This is a genomic window from Enterobacter cloacae complex sp. SYL003, assembly GCF_049236925.1.
Lineage (GTDB): Bacteria > Pseudomonadota > Gammaproteobacteria > Enterobacterales > Enterobacteriaceae > Enterobacter > Enterobacter intestinihominis.
On record NZ_JBMKJK010000004.1, the window covers coordinates 179,219 to 204,915 of the forward strand.

General features: G+C 55.0%; 27 protein-coding genes. 17 read left to right on the plus strand and 10 right to left on the minus strand.

The features are described 5' to 3' along the window. Positions 1–93: 93 nt before the first annotated feature. Complete coding sequence (gene ydfZ / locus ACOT1A_RS07080) at positions 94–297, plus strand: putative selenium delivery protein YdfZ (protein ID WP_003857405.1); 204 nt, start codon at positions 94–96, stop codon at positions 295–297. Between the two features lie 44 nt (positions 298–341). Here ydfZ and ACOT1A_RS07085 read toward each other — a convergent pair whose 3' ends face one another. The 5 genes from ACOT1A_RS07085 to ACOT1A_RS07105 all read right to left on the minus strand — a co-directional run bounded on the left by ACOT1A_RS07085 (position 342) and on the right by ACOT1A_RS07105 (position 6,167). Beyond that, a complete protein-coding gene (locus ACOT1A_RS07085; protein WP_126503716.1) occupies positions 342–1,805 on the minus strand; it encodes a mannitol dehydrogenase family protein in 1,464 nt (487 codons plus the stop codon). A 222-nt stretch (positions 1,806–2,027) separates the two neighbouring features. Continuing rightward, on the minus strand, positions 2,028–3,407 hold the full coding sequence (locus ACOT1A_RS07090) for an MFS transporter (RefSeq protein ID WP_126503714.1): 1,380 nt from the start codon (positions 3,405–3,407) through the stop codon (positions 2,028–2,030). Between the two features lie 73 nt (positions 3,408–3,480). After that, the gene (locus ACOT1A_RS07095) at positions 3,481–4,500 is read right to left on the minus strand and encodes a Zn-dependent oxidoreductase (protein WP_045621670.1); all 1,020 of its coding nucleotides are present in this window, start codon (positions 4,498–4,500) and stop codon (positions 3,481–3,483) included. Between the two features lie 14 nt (positions 4,501–4,514). After that, a complete protein-coding gene (gene manD / locus ACOT1A_RS07100; RefSeq protein ID WP_023300009.1) occupies positions 4,515–5,729 on the minus strand; it encodes a D-mannonate dehydratase ManD in 1,215 nt (404 codons plus the stop codon). A 111-nt stretch (positions 5,730–5,840) separates the two neighbouring features. Further along, positions 5,841–6,167 (minus strand): YnfA family protein, encoded by a 327-nt coding sequence (locus tag ACOT1A_RS07105; protein WP_023300008.1) that lies wholly within the window; start codon positions 6,165–6,167, stop codon positions 5,841–5,843. Between the two features lie 150 nt (positions 6,168–6,317). Between ACOT1A_RS07105 and ACOT1A_RS07110 the strand changes: the two genes are divergently transcribed. Both ACOT1A_RS07110 and speG read left to right on the plus strand, forming a co-directional pair. Continuing rightward, positions 6,318–6,656 (plus strand): DUF1283 family protein, encoded by a 339-nt coding sequence (locus tag ACOT1A_RS07110; protein ID WP_022647984.1) that lies wholly within the window; start codon positions 6,318–6,320, stop codon positions 6,654–6,656. Further along, complete coding sequence (gene speG / locus ACOT1A_RS07115) at positions 6,656–7,216, plus strand: spermidine N1-acetyltransferase (RefSeq protein ID WP_023300006.1); 561 nt, start codon at positions 6,656–6,658, stop codon at positions 7,214–7,216. Before ACOT1A_RS07110 ends, speG begins: the two co-directional genes overlap by 1 nt. Before the next feature lie 17 nt (positions 7,217–7,233). Here speG and ACOT1A_RS07120 read toward each other — a convergent pair whose 3' ends face one another. After that, positions 7,234–7,944 (minus strand): YnfC family lipoprotein, encoded by a 711-nt coding sequence (locus ACOT1A_RS07120; RefSeq protein ID WP_058676697.1) that lies wholly within the window; start codon positions 7,942–7,944, stop codon positions 7,234–7,236. A 192-nt stretch (positions 7,945–8,136) separates the two neighbouring features. Here ACOT1A_RS07120 and ACOT1A_RS07125 point away from each other — a divergent pair, with 192 nt between their 5' ends. The 7 genes from ACOT1A_RS07125 (at position 8,137) to ACOT1A_RS07155 (ending at position 14,535) form a co-directional block, all read left to right on the plus strand. Further along, positions 8,137–8,991: a beta-1,4-mannosyl-glycoprotein beta-1,4-N-acetylglucosaminyltransferase gene (locus tag ACOT1A_RS07125; protein WP_023306114.1), complete on the plus strand. Its 855-nt coding sequence runs from the start codon at positions 8,137–8,139 to the stop codon at positions 8,989–8,991. 102 nt (positions 8,992–9,093) lie between these two features. Further along, positions 9,094–9,399 (plus strand): DUF1161 domain-containing protein, encoded by a 306-nt coding sequence (locus ACOT1A_RS07130; RefSeq protein WP_006808860.1) that lies wholly within the window; start codon positions 9,094–9,096, stop codon positions 9,397–9,399. A gap of 130 nt (positions 9,400–9,529) precedes the next feature. Then, positions 9,530–11,968, plus strand: coding sequence for a selenate/tellurate reductase subunit YnfE (gene ynfE / locus ACOT1A_RS07135; RefSeq protein WP_276170089.1), 2,439 nt, complete (start codon positions 9,530–9,532; stop codon positions 11,966–11,968). 10 nt (positions 11,969–11,978) lie between these two features. After that, positions 11,979–12,596 (plus strand): DMSO/selenate family reductase complex B subunit, encoded by a 618-nt coding sequence (locus ACOT1A_RS07140; RefSeq protein WP_276170090.1) that lies wholly within the window; start codon positions 11,979–11,981, stop codon positions 12,594–12,596. A gap of 1 nt (position 12,597) precedes the next feature. Beyond that, positions 12,598–13,452 carry a dimethyl sulfoxide reductase anchor subunit family protein gene (locus ACOT1A_RS07145; RefSeq protein ID WP_276170091.1) on the plus strand — a complete coding sequence of 285 codons (855 nt, stop codon included), beginning with the start codon at positions 12,598–12,600 and terminating at the stop codon, positions 13,450–13,452. Positions 13,453–13,497: 45 nt separating this feature from the next. Continuing rightward, positions 13,498–14,112, plus strand: coding sequence for a Tat proofreading chaperone DmsD (gene dmsD, locus ACOT1A_RS07150; protein ID WP_276170092.1), 615 nt, complete (start codon positions 13,498–13,500; stop codon positions 14,110–14,112). 108 nt (positions 14,113–14,220) lie between these two features. Then, complete coding sequence (locus ACOT1A_RS07155; protein WP_058678032.1) at positions 14,221–14,535, plus strand: YebG family protein; 315 nt, start codon at positions 14,221–14,223, stop codon at positions 14,533–14,535. A 56-nt stretch (positions 14,536–14,591) separates the two neighbouring features. On the opposite strand, the gene catA is transcribed toward ACOT1A_RS07155, so the two are convergent. After that, positions 14,592–15,251 (minus strand): type A chloramphenicol O-acetyltransferase, encoded by a 660-nt coding sequence (gene catA, locus ACOT1A_RS07160; protein ID WP_023300000.1) that lies wholly within the window; start codon positions 15,249–15,251, stop codon positions 14,592–14,594. Between the two features lie 86 nt (positions 15,252–15,337). After that, on the minus strand, positions 15,338–16,222 hold the full coding sequence (locus ACOT1A_RS07165) for a LysR family transcriptional regulator (RefSeq protein ID WP_276170101.1): 885 nt from the start codon (positions 16,220–16,222) through the stop codon (positions 15,338–15,340). 114 nt (positions 16,223–16,336) lie between these two features. Here ACOT1A_RS07165 and ACOT1A_RS07170 point away from each other — a divergent pair, with 114 nt between their 5' ends. The 7 genes from ACOT1A_RS07170 (at position 16,337) to clcB (ending at position 23,616) form a co-directional block, all read left to right on the plus strand. Then, positions 16,337–17,464 carry an alpha/beta hydrolase gene (locus tag ACOT1A_RS07170; protein WP_072050125.1) on the plus strand — a complete coding sequence of 376 codons (1,128 nt, stop codon included), beginning with the start codon at positions 16,337–16,339 and terminating at the stop codon, positions 17,462–17,464. A 299-nt stretch (positions 17,465–17,763) separates the two neighbouring features. Beyond that, positions 17,764–18,507: a YoaK family protein gene (locus ACOT1A_RS07175; RefSeq protein WP_276170093.1), complete on the plus strand. Its 744-nt coding sequence runs from the start codon at positions 17,764–17,766 to the stop codon at positions 18,505–18,507. 261 nt (positions 18,508–18,768) lie between these two features. Next, the gene (osmY, locus tag ACOT1A_RS07180) at positions 18,769–19,479 is read left to right on the plus strand and encodes an osmoprotectant ABC transporter permease OsmY (protein WP_022647971.1); all 711 of its coding nucleotides are present in this window, start codon (positions 18,769–18,771) and stop codon (positions 19,477–19,479) included. An 18-nt stretch (positions 19,480–19,497) separates the two neighbouring features. After that, positions 19,498–20,397: an osmoprotectant ABC transporter substrate-binding protein OsmX gene (gene osmX / locus ACOT1A_RS07185; RefSeq protein WP_017694085.1), complete on the plus strand. Its 900-nt coding sequence runs from the start codon at positions 19,498–19,500 to the stop codon at positions 20,395–20,397. 8 nt (positions 20,398–20,405) lie between these two features. Beyond that, positions 20,406–21,053, plus strand: coding sequence for an osmoprotectant ABC transporter permease OsmW (osmW, locus tag ACOT1A_RS07190; protein ID WP_022647970.1), 648 nt, complete (start codon positions 20,406–20,408; stop codon positions 21,051–21,053). Further along, on the plus strand, positions 21,053–22,201 hold the full coding sequence (osmV, locus tag ACOT1A_RS07195) for an osmoprotectant ABC transporter ATP-binding protein OsmV (RefSeq protein ID WP_022647969.1): 1,149 nt from the start codon (positions 21,053–21,055) through the stop codon (positions 22,199–22,201). The genes osmW and osmV overlap by 1 nt, the downstream gene beginning before the upstream one ends. Positions 22,202–22,305: 104 nt before the next feature. Then, entirely contained in the window at positions 22,306–23,616 is a 1,311-nt protein-coding gene (gene clcB / locus ACOT1A_RS07200) for a voltage-gated ClC-type chloride channel ClcB (protein ID WP_023299996.1), read from the plus strand. Here clcB and bioD read toward each other — a convergent pair. Together bioD and mlc are read right to left on the minus strand one after the other, a co-directional pair. Further along, complete coding sequence (gene bioD, locus ACOT1A_RS07205) at positions 23,551–24,246, minus strand: dethiobiotin synthase (protein ID WP_015570628.1); 696 nt, start codon at positions 24,244–24,246, stop codon at positions 23,551–23,553. The two genes, clcB and bioD, sit on opposite strands and share 66 nt — an antisense overlap. Before the next feature lie 131 nt (positions 24,247–24,377). Further along, complete coding sequence (mlc, locus tag ACOT1A_RS07210) at positions 24,378–25,598, minus strand: sugar metabolism global transcriptional regulator Mlc (protein ID WP_022647966.1); 1,221 nt, start codon at positions 25,596–25,598, stop codon at positions 24,378–24,380. Positions 25,599–25,697: the final 99 nt, after the last annotated feature.

Genomic DNA, 25,697 nt, shown 5'->3' on the forward strand with positions numbered 1-25,697 from the left:
AATTTCGTTTAAGAGAGGCGTATTAATAGTGCCCCGTGAACGGCAGCCGTTGAATTAGCGCCGTAACGGATAAGTGCGAGAGGAGAAAATACCATGATGACATACGACCGTAACCGAAATGCAATCACCACTGGCAGCCGCGTCATGATTAGCGGCACAGGTCAGTTCGGCGTGATTAAAGCGATCCACAGCGACGGCCTTAATGCCGAGCAGGTGCGTCGTGGTAAAACGGTTGAAGTGGAAGGATGCGAAGGTAAGTTCGAACCGATTGAGCTGATTCGCCTGGGGATGCACTAAGCTGTGCCCCGACATGCCGCCGCGAACGGCGGCATGTCAAAGCGTTAAAGCCGGGCTGCGTACTCAGCAACCGTGGCCTTCGCGCCTTTTTGCAGCAACGTTTGATAGGCCTGCATGACGGCAGCCACGAATACCGTGTCCTTCGGCAGCTCGTTACCGAAAATAGCCTCAATGCCCAACAGCGCGCTAACGCGGCTTTCACCTTCAGCGCTACCGTTTACCGCCGCCTGAATCACCGCCAGCTGCGGATCGCTCACCTCAATCGCGTTACCCTGCTCATCCACACCGCCGACATAACGCATCCAGCCCGCCACGCCGAGGGCCAGCAGCGGGAAGGGTTTCTGGTGGACAAGGTGCCAGCGCACGGAATCGAGCATGCGCTGCGGCAATTTCTGGCTACCGTCCATGGCGATTTGCCAGGTGCGGTGACGCAGGGCCGGATTGCTGTAACGCGCAATCAGCTGGTCGGCATAACGACCCAAATCCACGCCCCGCACTTTCAACGTCGGCGCCTGCTCTATCAGCATCAGCGCATGCGCGGCTGCGCGATAATGTTCATCTTCCATGCAGTCGTTAATGTGCTGATAACCGGCCAGGTAGCCGAGATAGGCCAGGAACGAGTGGCTGCCGTTAAGCATACGCAGCTTCATCTCTTCAAACGGAATGACATCAGAAACCAGTTCCGCACCGGCCTTTTCCCACTGGGGACGTCCGGCGACAAAATTATCTTCCACCACCCACTGACGGAACGGCTCGCAGGCGACACCTGCCGGATCGCGTACGCCGGTCAGCTGTTCGATTTTATCCAGCGTATCAGCCGTGACGGCGGGCACAATACGGTCCACCATGGTTGACGGGAAGGTGACGTTCGCTTCAATCCAGTCTGCCAGTTCGCCGTCAACAGCGCGCGCGTAGGCGCAGGTGACATTGCGCATCACGTGGCCGTTCTCCGGCATGTTATCGCATGACATTACGCTGAATGCTGGCAGCCCGGCCGCCTTACGCCGCGCCAACGCTTCAACCACCACGCCCGGCGCCGATTTCGGCTGATGCGGGTTTTTCAGGTCGGCAACAATTAACGGATGATCGAACATCAGTTGTCCTGTTGCCGGGGAGTGGCAATACCCTTTCTCGGTGATGGTCAGGGAAACAATGGCGACCTGCGGCTCACACAGCGCCGCCAGCACGGTTTCCAGCCCGTCGATCTGCGCATGCAGCGCGTTTTTGACGACGCCGATCACGCGCGCCGTCCACGCATCGGCAGACATCTCTGCCACGGTATAAAGATTATCCTGTGCCTTCAGATCGGCGATCTGCTGTTCGCCGCCAATCAGGTTAACTTCGCAGTAACCCCAGTCGCTGCCCTGTTCTGCGGCGAGTATATCGGTGTACACCGCCTGGTGCGCGCGGTGAAACGCGCCAAACCCTAAATGAACAATGCGTGCCTTGAGGCTGTCGCGATCGTACTGAGGACGCGTTGCCTTCGCCTGTAATAACTGGTTTTCCATGATTGAGACTCGTTAATTAATGAACGCTGTGATCCGCTGCCGCTTCCTTTTCAGAGCGGCAGCGCCTGCTGACTACACCAACTAGAATGGCAGTCGGAGTCAAAAACGCTGCCATTAACCATACTGATACGTCGTTTTCAGATCTTGATTTACATTAACTTTTCGCCATGTGGTGTGACATCAGTGAAAAGTTGTGTGACAGGTAGCGCAAGATATAAACCATTAACGCCGTGAAGAGAGCGCGCCGTAGGCTACCGCTTCTTTACGCGGCGCTTCGGCTGCATCTTCGGCTTCACTCAGATCGCGGTCGCGCACTTCCGGCATCAGCAAAGCGGAGACCAGCCCAATCAGCGAGTACGCCACCAGCATCGCCACAATTGGCCACCAGGACCCGGTCATGTTGCAGAAGATCCCCGCCAGCACCGGACCAAAGCCTACGGCTACCAGCCCGCCCGCCTCTTTCGAAATGGCCATGCGGGTAAAGCGGTTCCGCGAACCAAACATCTCTGCCATGGTGATGTTTTCCAGCGCGAACAGCCCGAGCACCGCAAAGTTATGAATAACGATGATAGAGAGCATAATCACGCCCGGCGCGTAACTCTTATCGACGATAATCGACAGCATCGGGTAAGCCAGAATAATGGCTGAAATGTTAAGGAGGATATACGGCAGACGGCGCCCCACTTTATCGGACAGCCAGCCCAGCAGCGGGATGGAGAGGAAGCCGAGAATCGAACTGATCATCAGCGCATCGGTTGGGATCGCCTTATCAAACAACAGCGTCTGCACCAGATATCCGGCAAGGAAAGTCTGAATCAAACCTGAGTTGCCGGCCTGACCAAAGCGCAGCCCCGTCGCCAGCCAGAACGATTTGCTCTTAAACATCGCGCCTAATGAGGTATCCTGCGCAGCAACCGGCGCAATGGTTTCAGCGTCGTTAACCTTCTCAAACACCGGGCTCTCTTTAAGGTTCATACGCAGCCAGATGGCGAAGATCATCACCACCACGCTGGCGAGGAACGGCACGCGCCAGCCCCAGGCAATAAGTTCTTCACGATCGAGGGCAAAGAACATCACGGCCCAGATCGCCGTGGCGCTCAGCGTCCCGCAGTTGGTTCCCATGGCCACCAGCGAGGAGATGATGCCGCGTTTACCCTTCGGCGCGTACTCCGCCAGCATGGTACCTGCGCCGGAGATTTCTGCCCCCGCGCCCAGCCCCTGAATAATACGCAGCGTCACCAGCAGCACCGGTGCGAAAATCCCGATCTGCGCGTAGGTTGGCAGGACGCCGATTAAGGTGGTGCAGATCCCCATCATGGTGATGGTGATAAACAGCACCTTTTTGCGGCCAATTCTGTCTCCCATTCTGCCGAAGATAAATGCCCCGACGATACGCGCGATGTAGCCTGCCCCATAGGTCCCCATCGCCAGGATCAGCGCCATGGCCGCGGATTGTTCAGGGAAGAAAATTTCATGGAATACCAGCGCGGCGCCAAGGGAGTAAAGCTGAAAATCCATAAACTCCAGGGCGGTGCCCAGCCAGCCGGATACGGCGGCTTTCACCAGGTCTGACGTACTTCTTTGAGGTTGTGCTTGAGTCATAATGGCTATCTCTGCAAGGTAAGATGCGTACCACTGAGAGCCTGTCTTCGCAGGCTCTTAACCGCGTGAATTATTATTGGTCGAACGTGAGCAAGACTTTGCAGCACTGCCGCTGGTCTTTTTCAAACAGTTCGATGGCGTCTGTAACGTGGTGATAGTCAAATGTATGGGTGACCAGTTTTTCAGGGTCGATCAGCCCTTTTTCCAGCCAGTCAATGACCACCGGAAATTTGTTGGCATTCAGGCGCGAAGAGAAGATCGACAGCTCTTTGCCGGTGATCCCCTGCTGCACGATCTGACTCGGGTCGCTGGAGAAGCCCATCAGCACGATGCGCGCCGCCGGAGACGCCAGCGTAATCGCTTCCTGCAAAATGGATGGATGACAGGCAGCATCGATGATTAACGTCGGCTTGATGCCTTTTTCATCCAGCGCGGCCTGTAATGAGTGCTCGCTGTTGTTGAAGACCCAGTCTGCGCCGCTGCGTTGCGCCATCCCCAGCCGCTCATCAATCCGATCCACCACGATGACCTGCTTCACCTTGTAAACGCCCTTTAGCGCCTGCACGGTGACCAGCCCCATCGGGCCTGCGCCGTAGATCAGCGCCACGTCCTGTTCGGTGGGTTTCGCCTGCCCCGTCACGTTGGCGGCAATGGTGAAGGGCTCAACCATCACCGCGTGTTTGTCAGGGATCGCATCCGGAATGTGCCAGGCATTTTTCGCCGGCACGACGGCGTATTCGCTGAAGCCGCCGTCACGGTGGACGCCCAGCACCACCAGTGAGGTACAAACGTTCGGTTTTCCGACGGAACACGGGTAGCAGTGCCCGCAGCTGATCACCGGATCCACAGACACGCGCTGGCCCAGTCGGGTGCTCTCCACACCTTCGCCAACCGCGTCTATTTCGCCAAAGAACTCGTGACCGATTACCCGCGGGTATTTCGCAAACGGGTTATGCCCGCGATAGATATGGCTGTCTGAACCGCAGATACCGGCGAGTTTAATTCTGACGCGGACGTCGCCTGCGCCCGGCAACGGGAGAGGACGCTCCTCAATCACCAGCGCATTCGGCTGTTGGATCACTACGCTTTTCATCATTCGCTCCTCGTTTACCAGTTCCAGAGGGTGCCGTCTTCCAGACGGGCTACCGGCAGACAGGCCGGTTCGTACGGGTATTTCGCTGCCAGCTTCTCATCAAACTCAATGCCCAGCCCTGGCTTGTCGCCCGGGTGCATATAGCCGTTATCGAAGCGCCAGCTGTGCGGGAACACTTCCAGCATCTGCTCTGAATACCCCATATACTCCTGCACGCCAAAGTTCGGTACCCACAGGTCAAAATGCAGCGCCGCGGCGTGGCAAATCGGCGACAGATCCGACGGGCCGTGTGAGCCGGTACGCACCTGGTAGAGTGAGGCAAAGTCAGCAATGCGACGCATCCCGGTGATGCCGCCCGCATGGGTTATGGTGGCGCGAATATAGTCAATGAGCTGCTCTTCAATCAGCTGCTTGCAGTCCCAGATGCTGTTGAACACTTCCCCCACCGCAATGGGCGTGACGGTGTGCTGGCGGATCAGGCGGAAACACTCCTGGTTTTCAGCGGGAGTCGGGTCTTCCATCCAGAACAGGCGGTACTCTTCAATGCTTTTGCCGAATCGCGCCGCTTCGATGGGCGTCAGACGGTGGTGCATGTCGTGAAGGAGATGTTCGTTGAAGCCGAACTGACTGCGCACTGCGTCGAACAGTTTCGGCGTGAAGTCGAGGTATTTCTCGGTGGACCAAAGCTGCTCGTCCGGCCAATCGCCCTTGGTTGCAGGCTCATACGCCAGCCCTTTTCCTTTAGACATACCATAGGTGGTTTTCATCCCCGGCACGCCGCACTGCACGCGAATAGCCTTGAAGCCCATCTCTTTATGACGGGCATAATCTTCCAGTACGTCGTCAATGGTGTGCCCGGTGGTATGACAATAAACCATCACCCCTTCCCGGGAGGCTCCGCCCAGAAGTTGATAGAGCGGCATGTTCGCGGCTTTCGCTTTGATGTCCCACAGCGCCATATCCACGGCAGAAATCGCTGACATGGTGACCGGGCCACGACGCCAGTACGCGCCTTTATAGAAGAATTGCCAGATATCTTCGATGCGGTGCGCATCGCGGCCAATCAGCTGAGGGCACAGGTGATCTTTCAGGTAGGAGGCAACGGAAAGTTCACGTCCGTTAAGCGTGGCATCACCCAGGCCGACAATGCCCTCATCGGTGGTGATTTTAAGGGTGACAAAGTTACGCCCCGGGCAGGTGACAAATACTTCAGCCCCGACAATCTTCATAATCCATTTCCTTACATCGCTCGTTGTGATGCAGGAAATTTACGCAACTACACTACTACCATACAAGTATAACGATCGAAAAATCAGCGGGCGATCACACTATGAGGACGACTATGCGCGTCCCCAGCCGGCCACGATGATCAACATGCCGCACAGGGCAACCAGCGCGCCTGCCCAGTCATACAGGCTTAGCCTGATGCCATCGACAAAGCGCAGCCACAGCAGCGCAGTACAGACGTACACCCCTCCGTAGGCCGCATAAACCCGCCCGCTAGCGGCCGGATGCAGGGTGAGCAGCCAGACGAAAAGGACCAGGGACACACCCGCCGGGATCAGCAGCAGCGCGGAAGCGCCCCGCTTTAGCCAGAGCCACGGCAAAAAGCATCCGATGATTTCACACAGCGCGGTCGCGAAAAAAAGCAGCGTCGTTTTGAACATTTTTCTCGTTTCGTGAGGATTGATTTAGACATCATACGCGATAATGCTCTCATCGTTCCCATACCTGCCGCGCGGGTATGACACCCTTTCGGATTGGTGTAGAATCCAACGGGGTAATCCGATTGTCTGCACCCGTTTAAAGGAAACGCTATGACTACATTAAGCAAACGCCTTTGTCTGACAGCCGCACTGGCGCTGTCCTCGTTCGCCTTCACCGCAACGGCATCAGCCGAAACCAGCAAACTCATCATTGAGTCTGGTGACAGCGCGCAAAGCCGCCAGAACGCAGCCATGGACAAAGAACAATGGAATGACACCCGCAGCCTGCGTCAGAAAGTGAATAAGCGCGTGGAAAAAGAGTGGGATAAAGAAGACGTCGCGTTTGATGCCCGCGACAAATGCCAGCAAAGTGCCAACGTCAACGCTTACTGGGAGCCTAACACCCTGCGCTGTCTGGATCGTCGCACTGGCCGCACGGTAGCACCGTAATGTCGATGCCGTGTGACGTAAAGCTCCGTCCGCTGGAGCGCGAAGATTTACGCTTTGTCCACCAGCTCGACAACAATGCCAGCGTGATGCGCTACTGGTTTGAAGAGCCTTACGAGGCCTTCGTCGAGCTGTCCGATCTCTACGATAAGCATATCCACGATCAGAGTGAACGCCGGTTTGTGGTGGAGTGCGAAGGTGAGAAAGCCGGGCTGGTTGAGCTGGTTGAGATCAACCATGTTCACCGTCGGGCGGAATTTCAGATCATTATTTCACCGGAGCACCAGGGGAAAGGTCTTGCGTCGCGGGCGGCAAAGCTGGCGATGGATTATGGGTTTAACGTCCTGAATCTCTACAAGCTTTACCTTATCGTCGACAAAGAGAACGAAAAAGCGATTCATATCTACCGTAAGCTCGGCTTTATGGTGGAAGGTGAACTGATCCATGAGTTCTTTATTAATGGCGAATACCGTAACACCATCCGCATGTGCATTTTCCAGCATCAGCATCTGGCCGGGCATAAATCCTCCTCCGCCAACCTGCTTAAACCCACCGCGCAGTAACCTGCGCGGTTTTATTCTTAATAATATTCAATGCTGTTTTTGATGGTGTACTTGCGCTCAATGGCAGGTTTAACGCTGTCATCGACGATAACCAGCTCACAGCTCACCGGGTTGTTGTGGCGATCGTAATCGCAACTCTGCTTTACATTGCCCATCGGTTTATCGTTCAACAGGCTTACCGCCGTATAATCCATGCGCTTACGCAGATCTTTCGACGGCATCGCTTTGACCGATAATCGCTGGTCGCCGGAGACCGTGGTTTTACCCAGCGGGTAGCCGTCGGCGTCATACTGGTACTTCACTTCCATCTCTTTGCTGTGCGCGGCAACCACAAATCCGTTATCGTCGGTGTCCCACGTCAGGCCGGCAGACGGCAGTTCCGCCAGCTGACATTTTCCCTGCAACTTCACCTTCTGCTGCTGGGTTTCCGCATCGACGTAGTAGTTAGCATCCAGCACCAGCGCAACGCCCGTGTTAGCCTCCAGATCGTGCAGTTCAAGGGTATCGAAACACCCCTCCGACGACATCGTTCCGGTCACGCGTTTAGAGACTTCACCCTTATCGTTCAACAGCGTCTGGGTAAAATCTTTCACCGGCCCGCGCAGAGGGTCAAAGTCAAACTCGTTCGAAAAGCTCGCCATCTCCGGCGTAAATGACAGCGGCGCGGTGTTGTTGTCACATCCCACCAGTACCGTTGCCAGTAGCGTTATCGCTGCGTATTTATTCACATCATTTACCGTTCAGAGAGAGATACAATCATATTAGCAAATACAGCAACTTACATAACAGCACTTCATTTGACTCTTTACGCTGTATAAATCCGTCATTTGCATTGACGAAACCTGCCAAAGTGGCTACTTTGGGCGCGGAAAATTCCACATTATTATAAAATTAGATTCTTAAATTTTCGGGTTAACATCATGATTTACGACTGTTTTTTGTACTATGACGAAGATATGTTGCTCGACATCAGATTACATACGCTCGCTGATGTCGTTGACCGTTTTGTCATTGTAGAAGCAACACACTCTTTTACGGGCATACCGCGAGAATTACATTTCGATATTACGAAGTTTGCCAAATTCAGAGACAAAATTATTTACGTGCCTTTTGACGCGCAGCCTATTTTAAACAGTGCTGACAATAACCAGGTTGATGCCTGGGCAAATGAAGCAGCGCTTCGCAACTCCATTATGAATGGGTTAAAAGACGCGGCAGACGACGATCTGATTCTGGTGTCAGACGTTGATGAAATTTTCTCTCCCGAGACGGTCAGGGCCATTAATCCACGCGCGCTCTGCACGACTATTCATCAAAACGTGTTCAACTATCAGTTTAATCTTCAGGTTCACAACATGGATGGTACGCCGAGAAAATGTACCTTGCCCCGCGCGACGTCCTATTACAACCTTAAGCATTTCTTCCACGGTGAGCCTGAATCTTTCAGAAACTGGAAGCGTGCACGCAAAGATAAAAACTGGTCATGGTTTAAATGGAACTGGCTAAAAATCAATAATAAGGTTGTGAAAGATGGCGGCTGGCATTTCTCCTGGGTAATGACCCCAGAAAGAATTTCCGAAAAAATGTCTACCATTTCTCATACCGAATACGATCTGCCGGAATTTAATAACCCGGAACATATTATGAAGGTTATCACCAACGCCGAAGATATCTGGGGACGAGACCGAAAACTGGTCAGGCAAGAGGTATCAAAACGCACCCTGCCTTCTTATCTGGTAGACAATCAGCACCATTATTCGCAATTTATTTTATGACGCAGGCGGGGCTCCAGGACAATTCAGAAAGAGAGACACAAAAACAAAAGCTTACCCTAACCCTGCTATGCTTACAGTCTACACAGTGAAAAGGAGCTACAGATGAAACGGTTACCCTGGATTACCGCCCTGCTGTTAATGAGTGCTTCACCTGCTATTCTTGCGGCCCCGGACTCCTGCGAGCGCGTGAAAAGCGACATTCAGCAGAAAATTATCAACAACGGCGTACCGGAGTCTGGCTTTACCCTGAACATCGTGCCGAACGATCAGGCCGACCAGCCGGATGCGCAGGTCGTTGGGCATTGCGCCAACGATACTTTCAAAATTTTGTACACTCGCACCAGTAGCGGAAACTACCCGGTAAGCGGTGCAGGTACGCAGGAGAATGCACCCGCTGAGCCGCAATGATTTTCCCACTCAATTCCCCTGATTTGACGAGGATTAATATTTAATACCTCTAAATAAGTAACACTCCCCCCATCATTAGCCCGGTTGTAGTCACGGGTGAAAATAATTATTAACAATGATGGGGTGAGTTATGTCCGAAGTTGAACATCACGACGGGATAAGCCGTCGAACTCTGGTTAAATCTACTGCCATAGGATCTCTGGCGCTTGCCGCCGGTGGGATCGCATTGCCTTTTGGTCTGAAAAGCGCCGCCGCCGCAGTGCAGACCGCTATTCAGCCAGCGGAAGATAAAGTCGTCTGGGGCGCCTGCTCGGTAAACTGCGGTAGCCGCTGCGCGCTGCGTCTGCACGTTCGCGATGACGAAGTCTATTGGGTTGAAACGGATAATACCGGCGAGGATGTTTACGGCAACCATCAGGTTCGCGCCTGCCTGCGAGGCCGTTCAATTCGCCGTCGCATTAATCATCCAGACCGTCTGAACTATCCGATGAAACGCGTGGGCAAACGCGGAGAAGGCAAGTTTGAACGTATCACCTGGGAAGAAGCGCTGGACACCATCGCCGCGAGCCTGAAAAGCGTGGTCGAAAAATACGGCAACGAAGCGGTCTACATTAACTACTCCTCCGGAATTGTCGGCGGCAATATCACCCGCTCCTCCCCTTACGCCTCGCTGGTGGCACGCCTGATGAACTGCTACGGCGGCTTCCTCAGCCACTACGGTACCTACAGCACCGCGCAGATCGCCTGCGCAATGCCCTACACCTACGGCAGCAACGACGGCAACAGTACATCGGATATCGAAAACACCAAACTGGTGGTGATGTTCGGCAATAATCCGGCAGAAACGCGCATGAGCGGCGGCGGGATCACTTACTACCTTGAACAGGCACGTGAACGGTCTAACGCACGGATGATCGTTATCGATCCGCGCTACACCGACACCGCCGCAGGCCGCGAAGACGAGTGGATCCCGATTCGTCCGGGCACCGATGCCGCACTGGTGGCAGGTATTGCGTGGGTGCTGATTAATGAAAACCTCGTCGATCAGCCCTTCCTCGATAAATACTGCGTAGGTTATGACGAAAAAACCCTGCCGGAAGCCGCACCTGTTAACGGTCATTACAAAGCCTATATTCTCGGCCAGGGTGATGACAAAACCGCGAAAACTCCGGAATGGGCGTCGCGCATTACAGGCATTCCTGCCGATCGCATTATTAAGCTGGCCCGTGAAATCGGTTCGGCAAAACCGGCCTACATTTGCCAGGGCTGGGGCCCGCAGCGTCAGGCCAACGGCGAGCAGACATCCCGCGCCATCGCCATGCTGCCGATCCTGACCGGCAACGTCGGCATTAACGGCGGCAACAGCGGCGCGCGCGAATCGACCTACACCATCACCATCGAACGTATGCCGCTGCCGGAAAATCCTGTGAAAACGCAAATCTCCTGCTTCAGCTGGACGGATGCCATCGTGCGTGGACCGGAGATGACCGCCCTGCGCGACGGCGTACGTGGTAAGGATAAGCTGGATGTGCCGATCAAGTTCATCTGGAACTATGCGGGTAATACCATCATCAACCAGCACTCTGATATCAACAAAACTCACGACATTTTGCAGGATGAGAGTAAGTGCGAAACGATCGTCGTTATCGACAACTTCATGACCTCGTCCGCGAAGTATGCCGATATTGTCCTGCCGGACCTGATGACCGTTGAGCAGGAAGATATCATCCCCAACGATTACGCCGGCAACATGGGATACCTGATTTTCCTCCAGCCGGTAACCGCCCCGAAGTTCGAGCGCAAGCCCATCTACTGGATCATGAGCGAAGTAGCGAAACGTCTCGGACCGGATGTCTATCAGAAATTCACCGAAGGCCGTACGCAGGAGCAGTGGCTGCGCTACCTTTACGCCAAAATGGTTGCCAAAGATCCGCTGCTGCCGTCCTACGACGCGCTGAAAAAAATGGGTATTTATAAGCGCAAAGATCCAAATGGACATTTTGTGGCCTATAAAAAATTCCGTGACGATCCGGATGCCAATCCGCTGAAAACCCCGTCGGGGAAAATCGAGATCTACTCCAGCAAGCTGGCGGATATTGCGGCAACCTGGGAACTGCAAAAAGACGAAACCATCACCCCGCTACCGGTCTATACCTCAACCTTTGAAGGCTGGGACGCGCCCGAGCGCAGCAAATTCCCGCTGCAACTGTTCGGTTTCCACTTTAAAGCCCGTACCCACTCCAGCTACGGCAACGTGGATGTGCTCCAGGCCGCCTGTCGCCAGGAGGTGTGGCTTAACCCTGTAGACGCCGAGAAGCGCGGCATTAAAAACGGTGACACGGTGCGCGTGTTTAACGATCGCGGCGAAGTGCGCATTGCCGCCAAAGTCACCCCGCGCATCATGCCTGGTGTGAGCGCGATGGGCCAGGGCGCCTGGCATGACGCCAACATGAACGGCGATCGTGTCGATCACGGCTCCTGCATCAATACCCTGACCACACACCGCCCGTCACCGCTGGCGAAAGGCAATCCGCAGCACACGAACCTGGTGCAGATCGAGAAGGCATAAGGATTAACCGATGACAACCCAGTATGGATTTTTTATTGATTCCAGCCGCTGCACCGGGTGTAAAACCTGCGAGCTGGCCTGCAAGGATTACAAAGATCTGACCCCGGACGTCAGCTTCCGTCGTATTTATGAATACGCGGGCGGCGACTGGCAGGAGGATAACGGCGTCTGGCATCAGAGCGTCTTCGCCTATTACCTGTCGATTGCCTGCAACCACTGCGAAGATCCGGCCTGCACTAAGGTCTGCCCGAGCGGGGCAATGCACAAGCGCGACGACGGTTTTGTGGTGGTGAACGAGGATGTCTGCATCGGCTGTCGCTACTGCCACATGGCCTGCCCGTACGGTGCGCCGCAGTATAACGCGGCTAAAGGCCACATGACCAAGTGCGACGGCTGCCACAGCCGCGTGGCGGACGGCAAAAAGCCCATCTGCGTCGAGTCCTGCCCGCTGCGCGCGCTGGACTTTGGCCCGATTGAAGAGCTGCGCAAAAAACACGGCCAGCTTGCTGCGGTCGCGCCGCTGCCGTCTGCGCACTTCACGAAGCCGAGTATTGTGATTAAACCTAACGCCAACAGCCGTCCGACGGGTGACACCACCGGCTACCTGGCAAACCCGAAGGAGGTGTGAGATGGGAAGTGGATGGCATGAATGGCCGCTGGTGATCTTCACCGTTTTCGGGCAGTGCGTGGCTGGCGCATTAATCGTGATGGGCTTCGCCTGGCTGAATGAAGGTGATGACAAGGCCAGAATACGCATCGTGCGCAGCCAGTTTTTTCTCTGGCTGGTAATGGGTATTGGGTTTATGGCCTCGGTACTGCATCTTGGCTCCCCGCTGCGCGCCTTCAACTCGCTTAACCGCGTGGGAGCGTCAGCGCTGAGTAATGAGATCGCGGCGGGTTCGATCTTCTTTGCCGTGGGCGGTTTCTGGTGGCTGGTGTCGGTTATCGGTAAAATGCCCCCAGCTTTAGGCAAAATCTGGATGGTTGTCAGCCAGCTCCTGGGTGTCGTTTTTGTCTGGGCGATGACCCGGGTCTATCAGATCGATACCGTTCCGACCTGGTATACGGGCTACACCACGTTGGCCTTCTTCCTGACGATGGCTCTTACTGGCCCGATGCTGGCCGCGCTGCTGCTGCGGGTCGCAAACGTGACATACAAAGGTACTCTTGCCGCGTCTGTCAGCGTACTGGCACTCATCGCCTGCGTGGCGGTTGTCGTGTTGCAAAGCAATACGCTGGGGACGATCCAGAGTTCTATCCAGCAGGCTAACGCCCTGCTGCCGGATTATGGTTCGCTTCAGGTATGGCGCATCGCGCTGCTGGCGGCGGGTTTAGGCTGCTGGATCTGTCCACTTATTCGTCGTCAGGAACCGAAAACGCTCGGCCTGTTTGCAGGTTTCGTGCTGGTGGCTGTGGGTGAAATGATTGGCCGTGGGCTATTTTATGGTTTGCATATGACCGCAGGGTTAGCAATTGCAGGTTAACACAGGTGCGCGGGCTACCCCCGCGCACAAGTAAGGAAAGTTGTAATGAATGACGTCTCACACCGCGAATCGTTCGCGTTCAGCGCCCGGGTACTGGGCGCGCTGTTTTATTTTGCCCCTGACAGCGAGCAGACCGCACCGCTGGTGAGTGCCCTGACCGCAGGTGACTGGGTGCAGGACTGGCCGCTGGCGCAGGAAAGCCTGCAGCCCGTGGCCAGTATGTTTAAGAACCCGTCGAACGAAGCGTTGAAAGACGCCTGGCAGCGTCTGTTTATTGGCCCGTATGCCCTGCCCGCCCCCCCGTGGGGCTCCGTCTGGCTCGATCGCGAGTCCGTGCTGTTTGGCGATTCGACCCTTGCATTGCGCCAGTGGATGCGTGAAAACCATATCGCCTTTGAGATGCAGCAGAATGAGCCGGAAGATCACTTCGGAACGTTGCTGATGCTGGCGGCATGGCTTGCCGAGAACGGTCGCGACACAGAACGCGACCAGCTTATGGCCTGGCATCTGCTGCCGTGGAGCACGCGTTTCCTTAGCGTATTCGTTGAAAACGCGGCCCATCCGTTCTATACGGCGCTGGGTAAACTTGCCCAGCTGACGCTGGCAGAATGGCAGTCCACTTTGCTGATCCCGATTGCAGAAAAAACGCTGTACCGATAACAGCTCCTGGCTTGTACATCCGTTGTGTAAGCCAGGTTCGGACATTTTTGCTGCAACGCAGATCCGGAGCTGCTATACTGTATATAATTACAGTGCTGGAGGTGCAAAATGGCTGTTGAAACAAAATTCGTGGTCGTAAGAAAAGGTGAAGAGAAAATGACTTTTGCCAGTAAGAAAGAGGCTGACGCTCACGACAAACTGCTCGACATGGCAGAAGCGTTCACCGACTGGCTGCTGCAAAGCGGAATGCAGATGGATGAAACGCAGGCGGAAAACCTTGGTCTGTATCTTGCCGAGCAGAAAGAGTCCGTGCAGCATATCCTGCGTACCAGCAAGCTTCCCGAGCTCAATGCTGCAACGGATAAAACAGCGCCAGAGGAGGCGGATAGCAGCAAAAAAATCCGGGCCGTCAAAGCCGCCTGATCGTCAGAACGACTCATCACCTGTCCTGCTGCCGCGGGCCGGAAACGGCTCGCGGCTTAATAGTGCGGTAAATTATCACACAACTCTTGCAACTCGTTGATTAGTCTGGCCACATGGAAACCATCACAGACAGAATGATGAACCTGAACGGCGAAAGGCAACAAGACTTTTCCATCCTGGTTAAAGTATTTTCCAAACGTGAACATGGGCGCAAAAAAGTTCTGCATGTTAGCCACGTTGATATTAAAACTGGTAAAACTGACCCACGGAATATCCGATATGAAGAATATATTTTCCCGGTACTCTTCTTTGGGCCAGTAAGCAAGATTATCACCATAGCGAGAAACGTCTTCTGCATAAACGTTCTGAAAGTGATGAATATTCCCGTCGAAGTGACTCCATAATGATGAAAACGTCTCCGTCTCTTTATGGAAAAGGGTATAGCTGGGATGCACCTCATTCCATATTACAAGCTCATTATCCTTCATAGCCATACGGAACTCAGAATGGCGGTTAACGACTGTCGAAATAAGGGAAATAATCGAAGGATAAAATTTCCAGCCAACCTGTTTGATATGTTTCAGCAGCGCAGTGATATCCAGCTGAACCGTTTGGTTAATCGTGCATTGAGCAAAGCTCTGAAAGACTTCAAAATGTTCTTTCCTTGCCCAACTCGATAAGTCTACAGCCGTATATTCTGGCGTAATTTTTGTCATTTCTTTGCCTTAATTAAGCAGCGCTATATAAAATAGTAGCGTACCATAAACCCAGGAGCTGTATAGACCATCGAGCAGAGGCTGCCTTAAATTTTCAACGTATCAATAACCGCTCTCAGCGCCGGGGACACGTTGCGGTGCGGATAATAGAGGTAAAGGCCTTCCATCCGCAGGCTGTAGCGCTGTAAGACGCGTATAAGCGTGCCACGCTCCAGATCGTCAGACACCAGCTCAACCGGGACATAGGCCAGCCCGAGTTCCAGCCGGGCCGCTTCGGCCTCCATGTAGCTGTCGGAAAAGGCCCATTGCCCCTCAGGCCGGTGCGTAACTCGCTTCCCGTCCTGAACAAGCTCCCATTGATAGTGGTTACCGTCGGCAAACTGGTAGGCAATGCAGGGATGAGCATCCAGATCGGCGGGCGTCTGCGGGAAACCATAGCGCCGAAAATGCGCCGGGGGGGCAACCACAGCCATCTCCATATCGGGCGTGATGCGCACCGCAATCATTCCTTGTCCCACCTCCGGCCCCAGCCGGACGCCCGCGTCGAATCGCTCGGCAATGATATCCACGAACCGGCTCTCATTCATCAATTCCAGACGGATATCCGGGTAACGCTGTTTGAAGATAGCGAGCTTTGGCAGCAGACATTTCTCGATGGCGTGCTGGCTGGCATTAATGCGCACCGTGCCGGACGGCGTCTGACGGTAATGCGCCAGTCTGGTCAACCCGGTATCAAGCGCATCAAAGGCGGAGCCGGCGGTCTGGTAAAGCTGTTCCCCGGCGTGTGTCAGCGACAGCTTGCGCGTAGTGCGCACCAGAAGCTGAACGCCCAGCCGCTCCTCCAGCTCGCGAACCGATCGGCTGATCCCGGATTGCGCCAGCCCGAGCCGCTGTGCGGCTGCCGTGAAGCTTCCCTCCCGCACCACCTGGATAAAGAGATACAGCTCATTATAGTTTTCCCGCTTCGCCATCATGCCTCGTCAATTCATAACAAAATGATATTAATCCTAGCAGCTTTTGGCCTCTAATCAGCACTATTTCTGCTAACTATAATGGCCTCATTACAAAAACACACGGTACCTCTTATGAAAACATTCACCCAAAAACTGTCCGTTGCGCTGCTGTTATGCGCATCATTAAGTGGAGTGACAACAATGAGTTATGCAGAAACGCTAAATCCTAACGCCCCCGTTTCGATGGTGACAACCTGGGATAAAACCTTCGCCGAGAGCAATAAAGTCAACCACCGCAAAGTGACGTTCCAGAACCGGTACGGGATCACTCTGGTGGGCGATCTGTACATTCCCAGGAACCACGGCGACCAGAAATTGGCGGCGATAGCCGTCAGTGGGCCGTTCGGTGCGGTTAAAGAACAATCCAGCGGTCTGTACGCCCAGACTCTGGCTGAGCAGGGGTTCGTGGCCCTGGCCTTCGATCCATCCTACACGGGGGAAAGTGGCGGCCAGCCGCGTAACGTTGCCTCCCCTGACATCAACACCGAAGACTTTAGCGCCGCTGTGGATTTCCTGGGGTTACAGAAAGAAGTCGACCGTAACCGTATCGGCATTCTTGGTATCTGCGGCTGGGGCGGTATGGCGCTGAACGCGGCATCCATGGATACCCGCGTGAAGGCGGTCGCCACCAGCGTAATGTACGATATGAGCCGCGCGATGGGTCACGGCGTGGGCAACGGGAAAGATCGCTATTCAGCGGCCGATCGTCGGGCCGTGTTGCAGTATCTGAACGCGCAGCGCTGGAAAGATGCTGAAAGCGGCACTTTCGCCCATGGCGGCCACGATATTAATGTCGATGAGAATGGCAAGGTGACGGCGGCCGAGCGCATTCTGCCGGAAGCACTGCCCACCGATCCGCATCCGGTACTGAAAGAGTTCTATGATTACTACCGTATGCCGCGCGGTTTCCATGCCCGTTCCGTAAACTCCACCGGCGCGTGGACTGCGACCATGCCGTTATCCTTTATGAATATGCCGCTGCTGAGCTATGCCGGGGAGATCACTATCCCAACGCTGATTGTGACCGGTGAAAACGCACACTCTCGTTATTTTGCGGAGGATGCGTTCAAGGCCGTCGGCAGCAAAGAGAAAGAGCTGGTGATTGTTCCCGGTGCAAACCATGTTGATCTCTACGATAACGTCGCAGGAAAAATCCCGTTCGCGCAGTTTGAGCAGTTCTTCAAAACCAGTCTGAAATAACACTCTAAGCCCCCGGAAATCACGGGGGCATCTCTTCTCATCGTCGTGAATGACACCTATGTCTACACTGAATCAAATCCCATCCCGCTACAGCGAGCATGCACACTGGGACGGTATTTTTGCCCGTCAGTCTGCTCGTGGCATCAGCAATAAGGCATTATATTAACAGGGTTATTTTATTTAATTACAAAACCTCGAATATCTCCCGTTGAAATAATAATTAAGCAATATCCTGGTCAGTCGGCGACATCGCTTTGTTAGCTTGAGAAGTCAGGCAAAGCTCAAACTGGAGGTATTCTTTGCTGATTAAATTAAAGAAAGAACGAACGCATCAGGAGGATCGTCGTCTTGCACTCTGGCTGGCGACCTCCGCGGGACTGCTGAATGCCATTGCGCTGGGCGCGTTCGGCTTTTTCCCCTCTCATATGACGGGTAATACATCGCAGTTATCCAGCGAAGTTTCTTCCACCGATCTCAGTGATATTCTTTTTTTTGGCGCCATTATTCTGTCGTTTGTCACTGGCGCCATTGTTGCGCGGATTATTGTTATCTGGGGAATTATCCATAACGTCAGGCTTATATTCAGCCAGGTTTTATTTGTTGAAGGGCTATTACTTGCCGGGGTATCCCTCTATGAAATGCATTTTCACTCCTTCGCCACGAATCAGGAGATTATTCTTTTCCTGTGCGGTTTGATGGGAATTCATAACTCCACCTCAACTCAGCTTTCCGGCGGTCGGGTGAGATCCACGCACATTACCGGTACGCTGACCGATGCCGGCATTTCGCTGGCCTCCGTTATGGTCGCCATGCTGCGCCGGGATTATTCCAAAGACACGGCCGCGCAAAAGAGCCAGCTCAAAACCCATTTAACCACCCTTTTCTCGTTTATTACCGGCGGGATTGCGGGGCTGATCCTCTTCAGAGAGTTTGGATTCCACGCGATGCTGGCACTGGGCCTGATGCTGGTGTTTATCGCCGCCTTTTCAATCGTTCGTATCTCGTGGCGCGTTCGAAAGGTACGCGCCGCGCTTAGTCGATAGGGTGATCAGCACGCCTCAAGTGACGTTGTCACTTGAGGCGTGCTTCTTTAAGACTATTCTGCCTTCCCACTGACAGCCCTTACGCCATAAGGCTTAACTCAGGTTGTCACTAATTTCATAGGGTTACTGTTTTACCCCCTTTGCTGGAACCCTTCCGTTTCGCTTGCTATAGGTGAAGTACCCCTGCCGAAACATGGCATAACAACAGGCAACCGCAACAGGTGGTTGCTATAACGCATGCGCACAGGGAGACACACCGCAATGCACCCATTACTTAAACGTTCGCTGCTTTTTGTCGGCGCGATTATCGTGGTCCTCGCTCTCCTCACCTGGGGAATTGGACTGGAGACGATTAAGGCGCGCCAGGTTGACCTGCTCTACCTCGGTCAACAACACCTGATTCTGGTCTTTTCATCAATGTTCTTTGCCCTGCTGGTGGGCATTCCAAGCGGTATTCTGCTGAGCCGTCCAGCGGCACGGGGTATCGCCGAATACGTGATGCAAATCTTTAACGTGGGCAACACCCTGCCGCCGCTGGCCGTTCTGGCGCTGGCGATGGTGGTGATTGGCATCGGTGATAAACCGGCCATTATCGCCCTCTTTCTCGCTTCTTTGCTGCCAATTGTGCGTAACACCTATGCCGGGCTGTGCTCTGTTCCCGCGTCGTTGCTGGAAGCGGCAAACGGCATCGGCATGACCAAATGGCAGCGCCTGCATCAGGTCGAAATTCCTAATGCCTGGCCGGTGATGCTTTCCGGTATTCGCATTGCCACTGCGATTAACGTCGGTACCGCACCGCTGGCATTCCTGATTGGCGCCAGCAGCTACGGCGAGCTGATTTTCCCGGGGATCTATCTGAATGACTTCCCGACGCTGATCCTGGGCGCGGCGGCCACCGCCCTGTTCGCCCTGATTCTGGATACGCTGCTGGCGGCACTGGGTCGACTACTGAGCCCGCATCTCGCGCGATAATTATAACAAGGAGCTTCTATGAGACTGTTTTCCGGCCTGACGGCGCTGTGCGCCGCCGCGCTCTTCACCAGCCAGGCGCTCGCCGCGCCGCTGATCCTGGCAACAAAGAGCTTTACCGAGCAGCACATTCTCTCGGCCATGACCGTGCAGTATCTGCAAAAGAAAGGGTTTCAGGTACAGCCGCAGACTAATATTGCGACGGTGATTTCCCGTAACGCGATGATTAACAAGCAGATTGATATGACCTGGGAGTATACCGGCACCTCGCTGATCATCTTCAACCACATCAACAAACGCATGTCGCCGCAGGAGTCATACGAGACGGTGAAACGCCTCGACGCAAAGCACGGTCTGGTGTGGCTTAAACCTGCCGATATGAACAATACCTATGCCTTTGCCATGCAGCGCAAGCGCGCCGAGGCTGAACATATCAATACCATGTCTGAGATGGTGGCAAAGATTGAGCAGATCCGTAAAACCGATCCAGATAACAACTGGCTGCTGGGCCTTGACCTGGAATTTGCCGGGCGTAGCGACGGGATGAAACCGTTGCAGGCGGCCTACAACATGGAGCTGGACCGCCCGCAGATCCGCCAGATGGATCCGGGGCTGGTCTATAACGCGGTGCGCGACGGGTTTGTCGATGCGGGGCTGATCTACACCACCGACGGGCGCGTAAAGGGCTTCGATCTTAAAGTGCTGGAAGACGATAAAGGCTTCTTCCCGAGTTACGCCGTGACGCCAGTTGTTCGAAAAGACACGCTGGAGGCTAATCCGGGGCTGGAGGAGGCGCTGAACACCCTCTCAGCCCAGCTCAACAACGACGTTATCACCGAACTGAATAAGAAGGTGGATATCGACCATCAGTCACCGCAGCAGGTCGCCCGTGATTTCCTGCGTAGCAAACAGTTGCTGTAGGAGGCGCTATGGAGACGATTCACTATATTCTCGACAATTGGGACTATCTCTTAACCCTGACGCTGCAACACCTCTGGCTGGTGGCACTCGCCGTGGGCCTGGCGATTGTTATTGGCGTGCCGCTGGGTATTTTAATTGTCCGCCATAAATGGCTGGCAACGCCGGTGCTGGGGATTGCCACCATTGTGCTCACCATCCCGTCAATTGCGCTTTTCGGCCTGATGATCCCGCTCTTTTCGCTGATCGGTCAGGGCATTGGCGCCCTGCCCGCGATTACGGCGGTGTTCCTCTATTCACTGCTGCCGATTGTGCGCAACACCCACACGGCGCTCGACAGCCTGCCACCCGGCCTGCGCGAAGCGGGACGCGGCATCGGCATGACCTTCTGGCAGCGTCTGCGCTGGGTGGAAATCCCAATGGCGCTGCCGGTCATTTTTGGCGGCATCCGCACCGCCGTGGTGATGAACATCGGCGTCATGGCGATTGCTGCCGTGATCGGTGCGGGCGGGCTGGGCCTGCTGCTGCTTAACGGTATTGGCGGGAGTGATATTCGTATGTTGATTGCGGGCGCGCTGATGATTTGTCTTTTAGCGATTGTGCTCGACTGGTTGCTGCACCGTTTGCAGGTGGTACTGACTCCGAAGGGGATTCGATAATGATAAAACTGGAAAACCTCACCAAACAATTTTCACAGAAACACGGCCAGACGTTTAAGGCCGTCGACAACGTCAACCTGAACGTGCCTGAAGGGGAAATGTGCGTGCTGCTCGGCCCGTCCGGCTGCGGGAAAACCACTACCCTGAAGATGATCAACCGTCTCATTACGCCAAGCAGCGGGACGATCCTGATTAACGGCGAAGACACCAGCGGGATGGACACCGTGACCCTGCGCCGCAACATTGGCTACGTGATCCAGCAGATTGGCCTGTTCCCGAACATGACTATCGAAGAGAACATTACCGTCGTGCCGCGCATGCTGGGCTGGGACAAAGCGCGCTGTAAATCCCGTGCCGAGGAGCTGATGGATATGGTGGCAATGGATCCACATAAATTCCTTCACCGCTATCCGCGCGAAATGTCCGGCGGTCAGCAGCAGCGTATCGGCGTCATCCGCGCGCTGGCAGCGGATCCTCCGGTCCTGCTGATGGATGAACCATTCGGCGCGGTTGACCCGATTAACCGTGAGGTGATCCAGAACCAGTTCCTGGAGATGCAGCGCAAGCTGAAAAAGACCGTGATGCTGGTGAGCCACGATATTGACGAAGCGCTGAAGCTGGGCGACCGTATTGCCGTCTTCCGTCAGGGGCGTATTGTTCAGTGCGCCAGCCCGGACGAGCTGCTGGCGAAACCCGCCAATGAGTTTGTCGGCTCGTTTGTTGGTCAGGACCGGACGTTGAAACGCCTGCTGCTGGTATCCGCGGGCGACGTCACCGACCAGCAGCCGACGATTACGGTACGCGAATCGACGCCGCTGCCAGAGGCCTTCGCCACCATGGATGACAACGATATTCGCGCCATTACCGTGGTTGATGATCTCGGCAAACCGCTGGGCTTTGTGAAGCGCCGCGAAGCGCGTAATGCCAGCGGCAGCTGCGGTGATATTCTGCATCCGTTCCGCATGACAGGTAAGGCCGAGGATAACCTGCGCGTGGTGCTTTCTCGCCTGTATGAGAGCAACACCAGCTGGATGCCGATTGTGGACGAGGACGGACGCTATAACGGCGAGATATCCCAGGATTATATTGCGGAGTATTTGAGTTCCGGGCGTACGCGCCGGGCGTTGAATATTCATAGCGAGAGTTAAGCATTCAGGCCGGGTACTGCCCGGCCTTTTTCCGCACGCATACCTTTTGCTAACCTCACGTTTTCCCGCCACAATATCGTATCGTCCCCGTTAATCACGACTTCATGCAACGTCTTCACGCATACCCCGACATCCGCGCGATGTTTCGCCGTCTCCTGATTGCTACCGTCACCGGCGTGCTGGCAGCGCTGGCCGTTGCGGTGTTCCGCCACAGCATGTATCTGCTGGAGTGGTTGTTTCTCAGCAACGAAAGCGGAAGCCTGGTGAACGCCGCTGCCGCGTTATCGCCCTGGCGGCGGGCGCTGACGCCTGCGCTGGGTGGTCTGGCCGCGGGAGTGCTACTGTGGGGATGGCAGCGCATGACGGCCCAACGTCCCCATGCCCCGACCGATTATATGGAGGCGCTGGAAACGGGTGATGGCCAGTTTGATTACGGCGCCAGCCTGGTGAAATCCCTCGCCTCGTTGCTGGTGGTCGCCAGCGGCAGCGCCATCGGCCGGGAAGGCGCCATGATCCTGCTTGCCGCCCTCGCTGCCTCCTTTTTTGCACAACGTTGTACGCCGAAATCCGAATGGAAACTGTGGATCGCCTGCGGTGCCGCCGCCGGGATGGCCAGCGCCTATCATGCGCCGCTGGCGGGCAGCCTGTTTATCGCAGAGATCCTGTTTGGCACGCTGATGCTGGCCTCCCTCGGCCCGGTGGTGATTGCCGCTGTGGTGGCCCTGCTGACCACGCGCCTGTTAAGTCCCGGCGCGAATACACTTTATGATGTCCATCTCAGCGAGATGCTTACGGCGGTGGATTATTTCCTGATCGTTGGCGTGGGTCTGCTGGCTGGGCTGTGCGGCCCGCTTTTGATGTGGCTAATGGCTTTCAGCCATTCTCTGTTTCTGCGTCTCAAACTATCACCGCCTTGGCAGCTGGCGCTGGGTGGTCTGATCGTCGGGCTGCTGTCGCTGCTGACGCCGAAGGTATGGGGGAATGGCTATAGCGTGGTTCAGGCGTTTTTGCAGTCGCCGCCGCTGCTGTCGGTAATTGCCGGCGTCTTTATCTGCAAGCTCCTGGCGGTGCTGGCAAGCAGCGGGTCCGGCGCACCGGGAGGCGTGTTTACGCCAACCTTGTTCGTTGGTATGGCAACGGGAATGCTGTTTGCGCAGATCTTTGCGCTGTGGTTTCCTGGCTCTGAGACGGCGATCCTGCTTGGGCTGGCGGGTATGGCGACGCTGCTCGCCGCCACAACGCATGCGCCAATCATGTCGGCCTTGATGGTATGTGAGATGACCGGGCAGTATTTTTTACTTCCCGGTTTGCTGGTTGCCTGTGTTGTGGCGTCGGTATTGTCGAGAACGCTACGCCACGACTCGATCTACGGCCAGCATACCGCCGAAAGCCGAGAGATCGATATAGTGCGCTAATTCGCGCTGCTCGGCGCGGGGCAGATAAGGCAGTTCGCCTACCAACGGGCCAGGTAGCTTTTTGCTCAGCACGTCGATGATTTCTGCGTAGTGCGCAAGGCCCGGGTTAATACGGTTCGCCACCCAACCAATCAGTGGCAGGCCGTCATTAGCGATAGCCTGCGCCGTCAGCAAGGCATGGTTGATGCACCCTTCCTGAATGCCCACGACCATAATCACCGGCAGCTGCTCCTGCACCACCCACTCGGAAAGGGGACGTAAATCGTTCATCAGGCTGCGCCAGCCACCGGTCCCTTCAACGACAACGTGATCAACCTTTTCACTCAGATTTGCCAGGCCATCAGAAAGCAGACTGTAGTTGATAAGCCCGCTGTGAGCAACGCTGCTTTCCTCTTCGCTTAACGCGATGGGATTGACGGCATCATAAGGCAGTTCCAGAGACGAGACGCTTTGCAGAACCAGGGCGTCCTTATTGCGCAGCCCTTCTGGCGTCTCTTTACTGCCTTTTGCTACCGGCTTGTATCCTGCAACGCGTTTACCGCTTGCCGCCAGGGCCTGAAGTAACGCGCGGGATACGACGGTCTTCCCGACAGACGTATCCGTACCAGTAATAAAGAAACGCTTAAGCATGACTCATTCCACCTCTTGGGTATGCTTCAAAAAATATAAACCAGGTAAATAATTCAGTGGGGAAAGTCTACGGGAAGCGTGCGCTACCCGGCTTGAGATAGCGCAATTTTTCGTACATCTATGGAAAAGAGTTAGCCCTGAAGCAAACGAATCAGTAACGAGCCGTTGTACATCGCATCTTTTACCAGCGCGGCGCCAGCCATCGTACCCTGGTTGGAAAATTGCGTACTTTCCACCACGATGTTTTTACTGTACGCGGGAAGCGCCTGCTGGTTGATGCAGGCGGAAATCGCCGGAAAGAGGATATCCGCCGCCTGGCTGAGCGGGGAGCCAATCAGTATTTTTTGCGGGTTAAACAGGTTCACCATAATGGCCAGAATGCGCCCGACATTATTGCCCACGCCGGTAATGATGTCCTTCGCCAGCAGATCGCCCTGCCTTGCCGCAGTGCACAATGCCTCGACGCTCAACGGTTGACCGTGCAGCGTGGAGCTCATTGACTGGCTGAGCCGCACCTGCGCCAGCTCCAGCACGCTTTCGACGCTGGCAATCGTCTCCAGACAACCATGATTACCGCAGTAGCAGCGTTTTCCGTACGGATCGACCTGCGTATGGCCAATCTCCACCAGGCTACTGCTGCCAGCATGCAACAGACGCCCGTCGGTGATCACACCTGCGCCAACGTTGTGATCAATCACCACCTGAATCACGTCGCGCGCGCCCCGGGAAGCGCCAAACAACGCCTCCGCCATCGTCCAGGCGCTGATATCATGCTGAATGTAGACCGGCACACCGGTGTGGTTTTCCAGCACGTCGCCCAGCGGCATCTCTTTGACGTTTTCATAAAACGGCATGCGGTGCACAATGCCATTTTCGGTATCAATAATTCCCGGCAGGGTGATCGCAATCGCCGTTAAACGTTCAAGGCGCTGCTGGTGACGAATAAAGAACTGGTCGATATGGGTCAGAATGGCATCGAGGAGTGGTTGCTCTGCATCGAGCGGGAGTTCCAGCCGGTCTTCCACCACCAGCTTGCTGCTGAGGTCGCGCAGCGCGAGGAAGATTTCCCCGCGGCTAATTCGCAGCGACAGGTAGTGCCAGGCTTCCGTTTCCACCACCAGCCCTACCGCCGGACGGCCACGGCTGCCCGGCTCCTGAATTTCTGTCTCCTGAACCAGATGGGCTTCCAGCATTTCGCGGACAATCTTGGTAATACTGGCGGGTGCCAGTTGTGCCAGGCGCGAAAGATCGATACGCGAAACCGGACCCAGCTGATCAATCAGGCGATAAACGGCGCCCGCGTTGGTCTGCTTGATCTGATCGATATGCCCTGGCTGACTATCAGCAACCACCTCGTACTCCCTTATTTTCGAGCTTCGAAATAAACTGAGGGCTATGGTGAAGCACTTCAATGGCTGACGTCAAATTTTTACTTAGCCATGTGATTTACT

Excerpts from the sequence above, each read along its gene's own strand:
- ydfZ (WP_003857405.1), top strand. The coding sequence starts at position 94 with ATGATGACATACGACCGTAACCGAAATGCAATCACCACTGGCAGCCGC.
- ACOT1A_RS07085 (WP_126503716.1), bottom strand. The coding sequence starts at position 1,805 with ATGGAAAACCAGTTATTACAGGCGAAGGCAACGCGTCCTCAGTACGAT.
- ACOT1A_RS07090 (WP_126503714.1), bottom strand. The coding sequence starts at position 3,407 with ATGACTCAAGCACAACCTCAAAGAAGTACGTCAGACCTGGTGAAAGCC.
- ACOT1A_RS07095 (WP_045621670.1), bottom strand. The coding sequence starts at position 4,500 with ATGAAAAGCGTAGTGATCCAACAGCCGAATGCGCTGGTGATTGAGGAG.
- manD (WP_023300009.1), bottom strand. The coding sequence starts at position 5,729 with ATGAAGATTGTCGGGGCTGAAGTATTTGTCACCTGCCCGGGGCGTAAC.
- ACOT1A_RS07105 (WP_023300008.1), bottom strand. The coding sequence starts at position 6,167 with ATGTTCAAAACGACGCTGCTTTTTTTCGCGACCGCGCTGTGTGAAATC.
- ACOT1A_RS07110 (WP_022647984.1), top strand. The coding sequence starts at position 6,318 with ATGACTACATTAAGCAAACGCCTTTGTCTGACAGCCGCACTGGCGCTG.
- speG (WP_023300006.1), top strand. The coding sequence starts at position 6,656 with ATGTCGATGCCGTGTGACGTAAAGCTCCGTCCGCTGGAGCGCGAAGAT.
- ACOT1A_RS07125 (WP_023306114.1), top strand. The coding sequence starts at position 8,137 with ATGATTTACGACTGTTTTTTGTACTATGACGAAGATATGTTGCTCGAC.
- ACOT1A_RS07130 (WP_006808860.1), top strand. The coding sequence starts at position 9,094 with ATGAAACGGTTACCCTGGATTACCGCCCTGCTGTTAATGAGTGCTTCA.
- ynfE (WP_276170089.1), top strand. The coding sequence starts at position 9,530 with ATGTCCGAAGTTGAACATCACGACGGGATAAGCCGTCGAACTCTGGTT.
- ACOT1A_RS07140 (WP_276170090.1), top strand. The coding sequence starts at position 11,979 with ATGACAACCCAGTATGGATTTTTTATTGATTCCAGCCGCTGCACCGGG.
- ACOT1A_RS07145 (WP_276170091.1), top strand. The coding sequence starts at position 12,598 with ATGGGAAGTGGATGGCATGAATGGCCGCTGGTGATCTTCACCGTTTTC.
- dmsD (WP_276170092.1), top strand. The coding sequence starts at position 13,498 with ATGAATGACGTCTCACACCGCGAATCGTTCGCGTTCAGCGCCCGGGTA.
- ACOT1A_RS07155 (WP_058678032.1), top strand. The coding sequence starts at position 14,221 with ATGGCTGTTGAAACAAAATTCGTGGTCGTAAGAAAAGGTGAAGAGAAA.
- catA (WP_023300000.1), bottom strand. The coding sequence starts at position 15,251 with ATGACAAAAATTACGCCAGAATATACGGCTGTAGACTTATCGAGTTGG.
- ACOT1A_RS07165 (WP_276170101.1), bottom strand. The coding sequence starts at position 16,222 with ATGGCGAAGCGGGAAAACTATAATGAGCTGTATCTCTTTATCCAGGTG.
- ACOT1A_RS07170 (WP_072050125.1), top strand. The coding sequence starts at position 16,337 with ATGAAAACATTCACCCAAAAACTGTCCGTTGCGCTGCTGTTATGCGCA.
- osmY (WP_022647971.1), top strand. The coding sequence starts at position 18,769 with ATGCACCCATTACTTAAACGTTCGCTGCTTTTTGTCGGCGCGATTATC.
- osmX (WP_017694085.1), top strand. The coding sequence starts at position 19,498 with ATGAGACTGTTTTCCGGCCTGACGGCGCTGTGCGCCGCCGCGCTCTTC.
- osmW (WP_022647970.1), top strand. The coding sequence starts at position 20,406 with ATGGAGACGATTCACTATATTCTCGACAATTGGGACTATCTCTTAACC.
- osmV (WP_022647969.1), top strand. The coding sequence starts at position 21,053 with ATGATAAAACTGGAAAACCTCACCAAACAATTTTCACAGAAACACGGC.
- clcB (WP_023299996.1), top strand. The coding sequence starts at position 22,306 with ATGCAACGTCTTCACGCATACCCCGACATCCGCGCGATGTTTCGCCGT.
- bioD (WP_015570628.1), bottom strand. The coding sequence starts at position 24,246 with ATGCTTAAGCGTTTCTTTATTACTGGTACGGATACGTCTGTCGGGAAG.